The organism is Spirosoma fluviale (assembly GCF_900230225.1).
GTDB lineage: Bacteria > Bacteroidota > Bacteroidia > Cytophagales > Spirosomataceae > Spirosoma > Spirosoma fluviale.
In genome coordinates, this window is record NZ_OCNH01000006.1 from 390513 (window position 1) to 402691 (window position 12179).

Annotated in this window: 12 protein-coding genes; 7 read left to right on the forward strand and 5 right to left on the reverse strand. The window is 51.5% G+C overall.

Annotated features, from left to right (window positions below; all coding sequences use genetic code 11):
- The first annotated feature begins 43 nt into the window (after positions 1-43).
- Both CRO74_RS26625 and CRO74_RS26630 read left to right on the forward strand, forming a co-directional pair.
- Complete coding sequence (locus CRO74_RS26625) at positions 44-616, forward strand: hypothetical protein (protein WP_097130516.1); 573 nt, start codon at positions 44-46, stop codon at positions 614-616.
- A gap of 68 nt (positions 617-684) precedes the next feature.
- Positions 685-1593 carry a serine hydrolase gene (locus CRO74_RS26630; RefSeq protein ID WP_179830314.1) on the forward strand — a complete coding sequence of 303 codons (909 nt, stop codon included), beginning with the start codon at positions 685-687 and terminating at the stop codon, positions 1591-1593.
- 158 nt (positions 1594-1751) lie between these two features.
- Here CRO74_RS26630 and CRO74_RS26635 read toward each other — a convergent pair whose 3' ends face one another.
- The 3 genes from CRO74_RS26635 to CRO74_RS26645 all read right to left on the reverse strand — a co-directional run bounded on the left by CRO74_RS26635 (position 1752) and on the right by CRO74_RS26645 (position 4403).
- On the reverse strand, positions 1752-2639 hold the full coding sequence (locus CRO74_RS26635) for a cyclase family protein (protein ID WP_097130520.1): 888 nt from the start codon (positions 2637-2639) through the stop codon (positions 1752-1754).
- 143 nt (positions 2640-2782) lie between these two features.
- Complete coding sequence (thiL, locus tag CRO74_RS26640) at positions 2783-3802, reverse strand: thiamine-phosphate kinase (RefSeq protein ID WP_097130522.1); 1020 nt, start codon at positions 3800-3802, stop codon at positions 2783-2785.
- Positions 3803-3956: 154 nt separating this feature from the next.
- Entirely contained in the window at positions 3957-4403 is a 447-nt protein-coding gene (locus CRO74_RS26645; protein ID WP_097130524.1) for a hypothetical protein, read from the reverse strand.
- A 108-nt stretch (positions 4404-4511) separates the two neighbouring features.
- Here CRO74_RS26645 and CRO74_RS26650 point away from each other — a divergent pair, with 108 nt between their 5' ends.
- From CRO74_RS26650 to CRO74_RS26660, 3 genes are all read left to right on the forward strand, one after another.
- Complete coding sequence (locus tag CRO74_RS26650; RefSeq protein WP_097130525.1) at positions 4512-4760, forward strand: cytochrome b5 domain-containing protein; 249 nt, start codon at positions 4512-4514, stop codon at positions 4758-4760.
- A gap of 29 nt (positions 4761-4789) precedes the next feature.
- Entirely contained in the window at positions 4790-5635 is an 846-nt protein-coding gene (locus CRO74_RS26655) for an N-acetylglucosamine kinase (RefSeq protein WP_097130528.1), read from the forward strand.
- A gap of 153 nt (positions 5636-5788) precedes the next feature.
- On the forward strand, positions 5789-6859 hold the full coding sequence (locus CRO74_RS26660) for a ferredoxin--NADP reductase (RefSeq protein ID WP_097130530.1): 1071 nt from the start codon (positions 5789-5791) through the stop codon (positions 6857-6859).
- 103 nt (positions 6860-6962) lie between these two features.
- Here the strand turns inward: CRO74_RS26660 and CRO74_RS26665 are convergent, their stop codons facing one another.
- Together CRO74_RS26665 and CRO74_RS26670 are read right to left on the reverse strand one after the other, a co-directional pair.
- Entirely contained in the window at positions 6963-9107 is a 2145-nt protein-coding gene (locus tag CRO74_RS26665; RefSeq protein ID WP_097130532.1) for a M56 family metallopeptidase, read from the reverse strand.
- A 27-nt stretch (positions 9108-9134) separates the two neighbouring features.
- On the reverse strand, positions 9135-9503 hold the full coding sequence (locus CRO74_RS26670) for a BlaI/MecI/CopY family transcriptional regulator (RefSeq protein WP_097130534.1): 369 nt from the start codon (positions 9501-9503) through the stop codon (positions 9135-9137).
- A 182-nt stretch (positions 9504-9685) separates the two neighbouring features.
- On the opposite strand from CRO74_RS26670, the gene CRO74_RS26675 reads away from it, so the two are divergent.
- Both CRO74_RS26675 and CRO74_RS26680 read left to right on the forward strand, forming a co-directional pair.
- The gene (locus CRO74_RS26675; RefSeq protein WP_097130535.1) at positions 9686-11419 is read left to right on the forward strand and encodes a M3 family oligoendopeptidase; all 1734 of its coding nucleotides are present in this window, start codon (positions 9686-9688) and stop codon (positions 11417-11419) included.
- Positions 11420-11585: 166 nt separating this feature from the next.
- Positions 11586-11864, forward strand: a complete 279-nt coding sequence (locus CRO74_RS26680) for a hypothetical protein (protein WP_097130537.1) — start codon at positions 11586-11588, stop codon at positions 11862-11864.
- Positions 11865-12179 lie beyond the last annotated feature (315 nt).

The window sequence follows — 12179 nt, forward strand, 5'->3', positions numbered from 1 at the left end:
TTAGTACGCTGTTCGTTAGCTTTATGAACCGTTAATTACCCCCGTGAGAAAAGTCTTCTACCTGAGTCTGACCCTGTTGCTGGCCTGCCTGCTGATTGACTGCAAAGACAAGACGGCCAACTTTTCGCCCGGCCCCGGCGATCCCCGGATTACGGGCACATGGCGTCTCGTGGAGCGTTATTTTTCCAAAGATTCGATCAAGTCAATTCTGACGGTCAACCTGAATGTCCGGCACGATACTATCTTGGTGACGGTGGGCGGGCAAACGGTGTGGAAAGACACGACGATTACGAAGCTCGATACAATCTTTGTTCGGCGCGACACCTCCTTCTATAAAACCCAGCTCTATCCCGCTGTTCCACCACAAACCCTCACTTTTGGTGCTGATGGCCAGGTTTCGTCTAATGGTAACGAAATGACCTATTACCGGTCTATCAAGAATTTTAGAGTAGACGCTACCTACCCCGATAGCCTTTTTGTTAATTTCTTCATCAGTACCAACGGGGCAACCATTCCCGTTCCACAACGACTCGTCGTGCAGCAGGATATGCTCATGCTGTTGTCGAACTGTAATCAGCTGCAGCCCTGCTACTCTAAATTCGTACGGGTAAAGTGAGGAATTATGCCAGATAGGCCGCATTTTTGATTCTGGAATCAACAACACAACTTGCGGGTATGGGGTATATGAGCGTAAACTATTGCTGCCGGGCTCTGGGCCTGATTTGTTTATCAGTCCTTTTGTTGCCTGCTTTCTCCCAATCCCGACCCACACTCCCGGAGTTACGCCAGCAGATCGAGCAGGAGTTAAGTAAGCAGCCCGGTGTTTTTGCCGTTGCCTTCAAAGATCTGACAACCGGTAAGGAATTGCTCATTCGGGAGCATGAAGTGTTCCATGCCGCCAGCACCATGAAAACGCCGGTCATGATTGAGGTTTACAAGCAGGTCGCTCAGCATAAGCTGTCCCTCAAGGACTCCATGACTATCACCACCGAATTCAGGAGTATTGTAGATGGTAGCCCATACAGCCTTCGTGCCGAGCAGGATAGCGACACGAGTATCTATAAAGCCGTAGGAACAAAGCGAACACTGGCGGCTTTGGTTTATGACATGATTATCGTGAGCAGTAATCTGGCCACCAACATGGTCATTGAGCGGGTAGGTGCTCAAAATGTAACGCAAACTATGCGGGAGCTAGGGGCGAAAAACATTCAGGTTCGGCGGGGGGTAGAAGATAGTAAAGCCTTCGCCCAGGGACTCAACAACACCACAACCGCCTACGACCTGATGGTCATTTTCGATAAGATTGCCACGGGAAAAGCCGTAAGCCCCGACGCGTCGAAAGCTATGATCACGACTTTGCTCGACCAGAAATTTAACGACGCCATTCCCGGAAAGTTGCCGAAAGACGTGAAAGTAGCCCATAAGACGGGTTCCATTGCGGGTGTCCGTCATGATTCCGGTATCATTTTCCTGCCCGATGGCCGGAAGTATGTGCTGGTCCTCCTGTCGAAGGAGATCAAAGATGATAAAGCGACGATTCAGACAATGGCAACGGTATCGGAATGGATATATAAATTGGTAGTTAGTTATTAAGTTATCGGTTAATGAGTAAATAATTTCGAGGTTGGACTGTTTTCCACTAACCACTAACCACTAACCACTAACCACTAACCACTAACCACTAACCACTAACCACTAACCACTAACCACTAACCACTAACCACTAACCACTAACTACTAACCTAGCCAACCTAACCCACCTTCGCCAGAGCCCGCACCGGGAATGTCCCGACACCCTTGAATTTGGGTGGTGTCGCGCTGAAGGTAAACCTGGAGTCGGGTAGGGCTGACAGGTTGCACAAGTGCTCCACGATCAGAATATCCGCACCCAGCAACGTAGTGTGTACCGGTCGGCTATTGCCCCTGGTATCGTCGATGTTATGCGAGTCGATACCCACAAGCTTCACCCCGCAATCGCGCAGGTAAACGGCCGCATTGGCGGTCAGGAACGGGTGATTTTCGTAATAGGCTTCGGTATTCCAGAAGTCGGCCCAGCCGGTATGAATCAGGACCGCCCGATTCCTGATTTCGTATCCCTGCAAATGAGCTTCCGTGATAGCCAGCGTATCGGTATGAGGTACGTGAATAACGGTACCTTCCAAATCCGTAAACGCTTCCAGTCCGAACTCGGATAGGTCTTTGCCATCTGCATACCGGTGAAAAGGACAATCCAGATACGTTCCGGTATTCGTAACCATCTCGATCTTGCCGATCTGAAACTCGGTACCCGCTTCGTAGAACTGGCGGGAGGTTTCGCGGCTCAGATAGTCGCAAACGATGGGTGCGGGCAAACCTTTATAGGTAATAAGGCCATCTTCAATGGTATGGCTCAAATCGACCAGTCGCGTCCGTTGCCCTGCGTCAACCGTACGAGTTCGCTTATGCGCTTCGATAATGACCTCTTTGTTGAAAATGCGGGTTCGCCCCACCATGAGCAGCCGTAAGTCGGCAATGATATAGTCCGTCAAAGCCTGATCGGAAATGGCATCGTCGTTAATATCCAACCGGAAATCTTCACCTTTCAAACTACCGCCGTTGGTGAACTGTATCTCAAAATCAAACCGTACTCGTTTTTGCATCGTATTTGGTGTGGCTGGCGCGGGTGTGTGCTGGCGCGGGTATTCACCCGTGCCTACCATTTAGTCAGCATTCGCTGACGCATTCAACCGCCAGTGAATACTGGCTTTATGTAAAGGCACGGGCAAATGCCCGCGCCAGCACACTACTGGTTCCAGCCCTGCGCCCGGATCGGCGTCTGCTGACCGGCTTTGGTGGCTAGTACAATCTGTTTAGGGTCAGCTGTCAGATAGCCAATGGCCGTAATGCGGGCGTTGGCCGACAGTTTTTCAAACTCCTGCGGAGGAACTGTAAAGAGCAGTTCGTAATCTTCGCCCCCGTTGAGAGCCGCCGTTATTGGGCTAATCTTGAATTCATCGGCTGCCAGATGCGTCTGGTCGTCGATCGGGATATTCTCATCGAAAATGATCGCCCCGGTACCGGACTGATGGCAGAGATGAAGCAATTCAGACGCTAAGCCGTCCGAGATGTCGATCATGGCTGTTGGACGAATGCCGAGGTCGCGGAGTTCGTGAACCATGTCAGTTCGGGCATCGGGGCGGAGTTGACGCTGTACCAGATAGGCCCGTTCTTCGGAGAGATTGGGCTGCATATTCGGGTCGGCGAGGAACACCTGTTTCTCGCGTTCCAGTAGTTGAAGGCCCAGGTAAGCCGCTCCCAGATCGCCCGTTACACAAACGACATCGTTGGGTTTGGCCGTGTTTCGATAGGTAATTAGATTTTTGGGAACTTTACCCAATACCGATACCGAAATGATCAGGCCTGAGCGGGAAGCGGAGGTATCGCCACCCACCAGATCAACCTTGTAGGCTTCGCAGGCGGCCCGGATTCCCTCGTACAGTTCGTCGATGGCTTCTACCGGAAACCGACTGCTCAATGCAATACTAATGGTCAGTTGGACAGGCAGCCCGTTCATCGCGGCAATATCCGAAACGCCAAACGTGACGGCTTTATAACCAAGGTGCTTCAGGGGAACATACGTCAGGTCGAAATGAATACCCTCAACCAGCATATCGGTCGACAGCAGGCCATAGTCATCGCCCCAGTCGAACACAGCGGCATCATCGCCAATGCCCCGTACGGTTTCGCGATGGGCAGGTGCGGTAGTTGCCTGCCGGATACGTTCTATAAGGCCAATTTCGCCAATTGTATTAAGATCAGTCATTGTGTGTTAATTAAGCTTTTGGTTGTACCCACGGGTTTTAACCCGTGTTGTTGATAAAATGAAAAACACGGGTTAAAACCCGTGGGTACAACCAAAAAAGCCGCTCCGATTGCTATACGGAACGGCTTTTTTTATGAATTGGTTTGCTGGTGTCCTATGGATTGGTCAGCGTGTAAACATTCGTTGTGCCACCGGTTTTCTGGCTGGTCGTTGTCCGTGTGAGTGTAACGCTGGAATCATCAATTGAATTGATCGTAAATTCAATTGTGCCATTGGCACCGGTAGGAGAAGGGGTTAGGTCAGTCAGTACAAGGCGATTATCAGCGGGGACAGAATACTTTCCGACAAATGTATTGCCGTCAAATTCTGTATAGCGAACCGTTGGGGCCTGACTCAAATCGAGTTTGAAGGAGCCATAGTTACGAACATTGGCCGTACCGCCTTTTGTATAGACTGTAACCGTGCCCTCGTTCACTTTACTGGCGGTCCAGGCTTTGGCTATGCGTTCCGAAACGGGAGCCGGTTTGTTGCCCTTACAGCCTATTAACACACTAATGAGGGTTACTACTGAAAGAAAAGCGATGTAATGAGTCTTTCTCATGGTTAATAAAATGCAATGGAGACAGAAGTGGCTAAGTTACGCTAATTTTGTTGTCACTTACAAAAAGCATGCTCAATAATTCATACAGTTTGACTAAATGGATACGCCATGTCAACCCCTGAAACGCCCTTGCCAACCTACACTCGATCGCAGCTGGCCTTACGAAATGGACAGGACCGTGACGAGATATGGTGTGCGTTCGAAGGGATCATTTATGACCTGTCGAACTCACGCCTTTGGCGCAACGGCAAGCATTATGAACACTGGGCTGGACAGGACCTCACCGACGAACTCGTGGATGCCCCTCATTCAAACAGCGTTTTTGCCCGTTTTTCCGCCGTCGGCAAACTACGCTAATCAAAACCGTTACGCTACTCGATTTACTTATGCTTTTAATCGCTGATAGCGGTTCGACCAAAACCGACTGGCAACTGATAACTGCCGATGGTCAGGCCCGCGCTATTCAAACGGATGGTTTCAATCCATATTATCAGACTACTCAACAAATCGTAGCAACATTGCAAACTCAGCTTATTCCTTACCTGACGGGTGCGGTTGTAACGAAGGTTTTTTACTACGGAACCGGCTGTACGGGGCCAGCCGTAAATCATATTATTGCTGATGCCTTACGGGCCGTGTTGCCAGCTTTACAAACGGTTGACGTGAATAGTGACATGCTGGGGGCGGTGAGAGCTGCCCTGGGCCATGAATCGGGAATTGTTTGTATTCTCGGCACCGGGGCCAATGCCTGTTGTTACGATGGTATCCAGATTACGCGGGGTATTCAGTCGCTGGGCTTCTGGCTGGGTGATGAAGGAAGCGGGGGGTACCTGGGTAAGACCCTCGTTCGCGACTTTTTCCAGGAGCGGCTGCCCACCGATTTGAAAGCGGCTTTCCAGAGCCAATATGCGCTCGACCGTCCGGCCTTATTGGAGAATGCCTACCAGAAACCGTACCCTAATCGGTACTTTGCGTCCTTTACGCCCTTCCTGTTTGCGCATCTCGATCAACCCTATATAACGAAGCTTGTAATTGACGCTTTTGTCCTCTTTCTAACAACTTACGTAAAACGCTTTCCGGAGTCCGAAACGTGGCCCGTTCATTTTGTGGGCTCGATTGCGTACTATTTCGCCGATCAACTGCGCGAGGCTGTCAAACAAACCGGTTTAACAATGGGTCGTATCACCAAAGCACCCGCTGTAGCGCTCGTTGATTTTCATAAAAATGGGTAAGTTCCACCCGTTCACTTGTACCTTTGCAAAAAAGAAATCAATGGCACGAACAGGTAGCGATCCGAACCCAATTGCTGCCGGAGAAATAAACAGAAAATAGGATAATTCCATTCTGCTCCATTCGATCCATGCTGAAAGACAACCTGAATAGTAATGGCAAATCGGTATTTTTTGAAAGTTAAAGACGTTGTCCGCGAAACGGCCGACGCTGTGACAATAAGTTTCTGGCACCCCATCAACGAAGAAATTCGCTATCAACCCGGTCAGTTCCTAACCTTCCTGCTGAACATCAACGGCCAGAAGGTACGCCGGTCCTACTCAATGGCCTCGTCGCCCCACGTAGATGTATCGCTGGCGGTTTCGGTGAAACGCGTTCCCGGTGGACTCGCTTCCAATTATCTCTGTGACCGGATAAAGCCGGGCGACATTATCGAGAGTCTGGAACCGATGGGCACGTTTGTGCCAAAGCTGGAGCCACAGGGCCGCCGGACATTGGTGCTGATTGGGGCCGGAAGTGGTATTACACCGCTGTTTTCCATGGCAAAATCGACCCTGCACGTGGAGCCGAACAGCCGTATCTGGCTTATCTACGGCAACCGGAATCAGGAGTCGATCATTTACAAAGCTCATCTGGACGCCATGGAACAGGCCTATGGAAAATCGCGCTTTCAGGTAACGCACGTGCTGAGCCAGCCTTCCCATGGCTGGACGGGTGCCGAAGGGCGCTTAAATCAGCATTCGCTCACCAAACTGTTCGACCAACTATCGCAGGCTGAGTTGCAGAACGCCAGTTTCTACATGTGCGGACCCGATGGCATGATGGCCGAAGCCCGTTCGGCTTTGTCGCTGGTGGGTGTTTCGGCGGAGCGCGTCCACAAGGAGAGTTTCGCTACGGCACCTGTTACGGCCGGTGAAGTGGTGGAAGAACCCGAAACAGCCGCCGAAAGCAGTTCGCCCGAAGTGACGGTATTGTACGAAGGCAGCGAATATAAGTTTGCCGTGGCGCCACACCAGACCATTCTAGAAGCGGCTCTGGATCTGGATATCGACCTGCCGTATTCGTGTCAGGCGGGCATGTGTACGGCCTGTCTGGGCAAGTGCATCTCCGGCAAAGTGAAACTGGATGAAGAAGACGGCCTGTCGGAATCCGAACTGAAAGCCGGATACGTGCTCACCTGCGTCGCCCACCCCGATGGTCGTGACGTGGTGATTGAAATTGAGTAAGTAGTACCGGACGTCCCGCCCGGGTGTGAGAAAACGTGACAGTAACTAGCCACCGACTACACCCCCGGGCGGGACGCCCGGCGTTACGACGCCCGGCACTACATTAATCCGGCTTCTCGGGAAGTTCCGGTTTTTTCGGCCAATCGGCTTTTGGCGCTTTAGCTGGTTTTGGCGGTTTAGGAACGGCCGATGGCGTTGCACGGCCACGCAATGCTTTAACGGCAGGTGCTGCGGGGGCCGGGAGAGGAACCGGTACACCAACTGACGGCGCGGCTGGTGTGGCCGGGGGTATTGGTGGTACAGGTGCTATATTAAGTAGTTCGCCTTCATTGATCCGGATTGAATCCCTCAGCCTTGTTAATCGCTTAAACGCTTTGGATAAACTATCTGAATACGGGCTAATTTCCCTGCGAGTAAGCTCCTTCATTCGTTTACGGGCTTCTGAAAGGTTCCGTTCGGCAGTGGCGATTTGTGCTGAAAGCGCATCGTTGATCGCACGAAAGTCGGATCGGGAAGCCTGTTTCTTCATATAGGCGATCTCTTCCTGTAATTTTCGTTGCTCCAGATCCATGTGTCGGCGCTGCTTTGAAGGCTCCTCCATCATCGCTATGTATCTTTCCATAGCCTTTTCATGCTCCGTCAACTGCGTAGCCACTTGATCATACTTAAGCTTAAGCTCCAGGAATTTATTCTGGAATTCTTCGGGAAGGGAATCCGTGTTAAACAGATGCTGATTCAGCCGATTGAGCTTGTCGAGTGAATCGGGCAGCGCGTTTAAGGCTGGTAACGACGCCAATGCACTATTGATGATCGAATCGTAATTAACCCTGGCCAGCCCTTCTACCGTACCGTCGGGGCTGAGTGGTACGTTCGTCAGCGCCGACGCCACAATGTTGCTGTAATCAATATTGGCTAATCCTTCGGCCAAAGCATTCATTCCCTGCGTATGCCCGTAATCCGTTTCGATAATGGTCAGCAGAATATCGCGGTTGGGTTGCTTAACGTCATCGAGGTTAAGCTGCCCGGCCATTACCTGATCGAATTGCCGTTGCAGTTGGGCCACCTGTTTGGCGGGTAACTTCTTGCCTTTCCAGATAATGTAGTCGACTTTTCGGTTGTCGGTAATGCTGAATTCGGTACCATTCCCCGCTTTATGCTTTCGGGTTGGGTGCGGCTGGCTAGTCTTCGGTTTGGGTTTCGGTTGGGCCTGTTCCTGTACAGCGTAGACCGATACGCTCATCAATAAAATAGTCGCCAGAGTCAGGCCCGCCAGACTACCGTTAGAAACAAACGGGCGCGTGGGTACACCCAGCATTCGCCGAACCCGGTGCAATAGATGCTGCCGTTTACCCGCAAAAGCCATCGCCAGCGCCGGTGCGGCAGTTTGCTGACGTAACCGAAGCTCTTCGACATGCGCCAGCGCCTGTGCCAGAATTCGGCCGTCGCCCCCGCAGGCCAGTACCGCCAGGTCGTCGCAGCAATGTTCGCGTTCTTCGCGGACCCGCGCCGATAGCCACCACAGGGCCGGATGGAAAAAATACAGCACTTCCACCACCGATTGCAGGAGGTTAACCGCATAATCGTGCCGTTTGATGTGCGCCAGTTCGTGCGCCAGCACCGCTTCTATTTCGCGGGTGGTCAGTTGCGTAACCAGGGAGACGGGCAGCAATAAAATCGGCTTCAGAATGCCCACGACCATCGGCACGCTGATGCGGGCCGATTCCCGAACCTGCACCGCGCCCCGAATCGCCAGCGTTGACCGGAGACGGTTGGTGAGCTGCATCCATACCGCAGACGTGGGTTCGGTAGCCGTTTTCGTGAGCCGTTGCAGATACAGCCAGCCACCCGCCAGCCGCAGGCCGAAGAGCGCCACGCCCAATAGGTACACAAAGACAAACTGGCTGAGGTGGTTCTCCAGAAAGAGTTGTAGCTGCTGAGGCCAGGGCAGCGTTTGGGCCATCGCCTGCCAGCGAATGGGCAGCGTTTGCATCGCCACAGCCATCGGTTTTGACGAACCGCTACTGACCAGTGGCTCATAATACCACGCAAATGTTGCGGCCGATACCAGCAACTGAGCCAGTAACGTTAGCGTACTAATCTGGTAGCGCAAGGCACTCGACCGGTTTCGCAACAGGTGCAGTACCACGGCCACGGGTAAAACCAGCGCAAAGCCTTGCCAGATTGCGTGGAGCAACGTCCAGCCAAGGGCGTCCGCAACCGGACTGGTGAGAAATTTGAAATGGTTCATGGCAAAATCGTGTTAATCCTTTAAATCCTATGAATCCCGGTTCAGGTCATTCAGCAGCTTTTTGATCTCGTCCAGCTCTTCGCGGGAGGCCTTGTGCTGGCCCAGGATCTGCATGACCAGCTTGGATGCCGAACCCCGAAACGCTGTTTCCACAAACCGGTCGACCAGACCTCGTTGCGTATCTTCTTCACTCACGATGGCCGTGTACGTATGCGAACGGGCCTCTTCGTCGCGTGATAAAAACCCTTTCTCGTGCATGATCTGCATTAACTTCAGGGCGGTTGTGTAACCAATATCGCGGCTTTGGCTTAGCTTCTCGTGTACTTGCCGCACTGTGCTGGGACCATTGGCCCAGAGTACATGCAGGATTTCCAGTTCGGAGTCGGTTGGCTTCATAATCTATCTACGAATAATTTCGTAGTAAACATATACGAACAATTTCGTAGTTGCAAGTGTGTGAACAAAAAAGTTTCATAATGGCTTACTGTAACGTGGCCGAAAGCCGCTTATTCCTGAATAAATCAGCACTTAAAAAATAGCCGTTGGCCGTACAGCTTTGCCGCTACGTAACAAGACCCATGACAGCAAACCAAACCCTGAATCTTCCAGCCCGGCCAACCCGTTCCTTTGTTGGCGAGACCATCGAACTAACCAGTTGGAATGATGTAAAACCTCTGTACGAAGAACTACTGGACCGCGCCATTGACAACGCCGATGAACTGAAGCAATGGCTTATTGATCGGAGCGAACTGGAATCGTATCTATCCGAGAATTTTGCGTGGCGGTACATCCGCATGACCTGCGATACGGCTAACGAGGAACTGGTCAGTCAGTTGAATTTTTTCATTGCCGAAATTCAGCCGCCCATGACCACCTACGGCAATGAACTGGATCTGAAAGCGGTTAACAGCCCTTTTCTGAGCCAGTTGACCGATGATGGCTATGACGTGATGGTGCGGGGCATGAAAAAAGCCATTGAAATTTATCGGGAAGAAAACGTCCCGCTCCAGACCGACCTCCAGACCGAAGAGCGTAAGTATGGTGCTATCGTTGGGGCTATGACCGTGCAAATCGACGGGCGCGAAATGACCCTGCCCGAAGCCAGCGACCGGCTCCAGTCGACCGACCGGGCCGTGCGTGAGGAAGCCTGGCGCAAAATCTGGGAACGGCGTTTCCAGGACCATGAAACGCTGGATCAGCTATTTGACCGTCTACGCGATTTACGACATCAGATAGCCGTAAATGCCGGATTCGCCAACTTCCGCGATTACTCGTTTGCTGCTCTGGGCCGCTTCGATTATACCCCGGAAGACTGTATCAACTTCCATGAATCGGTTGCCGAGGCCGTTGTGCCGTTACTGAACGAGCTGGCCCAGGAGCGTAAGAGCAAGCTAGCGGTAGATCCATTACGCCCCTGGGATGCCAAGGTCGATGTAGAAGGTCGTCCACCGCTGAAGCCCTTCTCCACCGGAGCCGAACTTCTCGAAAAAACGATTACCTGTTTCGACCGGCTCGATAAAGAATTGGGCGATGATCTGCGAATTATGCGCGCTATGGGTCACCTCGATCTGGAGTCGCGGAAGGGCAAAGCACCGGGCGGCTATAATTACCCGCTGGAAGAAATTGGAGTACCCTTTATTTTTATGAACGCCACTTCCAGCCTGCGCGATCTGGTAACGATGGTACACGAGGGGGGCCACGCGGTTCACTCCTTTCTGACCCGCGATTTGTCTCTGAAAGCGTTCCGTAACCCACCCATGGAAGTTGCCGAACTGGCTTCCATGAGCATGGAATTGCTGTCTATGGATCACTGGGACGTATTTTTCGAAAACCCTGAAGAACTGCGTCGGGCTAAACTCCAGCACCTGGAGTCGATCATTGAAACACTACCCTGGGTGGCAACCATCGATAAGTTTCAGCACTGGATTTACGAGAACCCAATGCATAGTGACGCCGAACGCCGTGAAAGTTGGGTACGTATATACAACCAGTTTGCCGACACGATCACCAACTGGGATGGTTTTGCCTTTTATCAGGAATATCTCTGGCAGCGGCAGTTGCATTTGTACGAAGTGCCGTTCTATTACATCGAGTACGGTATTGCTCAACTAGGGGCCATTGGCGTCTGGCGAAATTACCGGCGCGACCCTAAAGCGGGTCTTGACGGGTACAAAGAAGCCTTAAGCCTGGGTTATAAAGCACCCATCCGCGAGATTTATGCCGCAGCAAACGTGCCTTTCGACTTCTCGCAGGAGCACATCCGCGAGTTAATGGGCTTTGTCTGGCAAGAGATTGAGTCCTTAAGGAAGTAAGATGCAGACAAGTTTTTGAGAGGATTAACGGGATTGACAGGATGCATAGAGGTAAAATCCTGCCAATCCCGTTAATCCTCTCAAAAAAAGCCGAAGTAGGCTTTCTTGTTTGGAAACCTAACCGGTCTAACCTATTTTTGCCGAATCAATTCGTAATCAAGTGGCTATGAAACGCGTACAAAGCATAGGTTTGTTGGCTGTAGCGGTCTTATCGCTGGCATCCTGCGACTATCAGAAATATAACACAATTCGTCAGAAAGATGCCCGGGCCAACGATTACCGGGCTGATTACCGGGCGGGCGATCCTGAAGTATACGGAGCTGGCAGAGACTCCGCTGCTGTACAAACAAAATATAAATACACGCCTAACCCAGATTTGGACGCACGGACGCAGAAAATCCGTGAAAAATTATTTGGTGCCGGAACCATCGGACAAGGCGCATAAACTAGTTTAATGAGCCTAAAAAAAGCGGCAAATTAGCGTAAATACGCTGGTTTGCCGCTTTCGTTTTGTTTGCCCGCTTGGTAAAAATTGGTTTCTTCTGGTGAGGTTTAGTAGACATAAGCGGACATAAGTCTGATTTTTTGCGTTACTTTTGTCTTAACATGCACATGGGGAAATAGCATTATTTGGCTGGTAATACCCCTTTACTTCTCTGAATTGATATGAAGATTGCACTCGTTACCGGATCAGCCGGTTTGATTGGCAGTGAAGCCGTCGCCTTCTTCGCCGATAAATTCGACCTCATCATCGGCATCG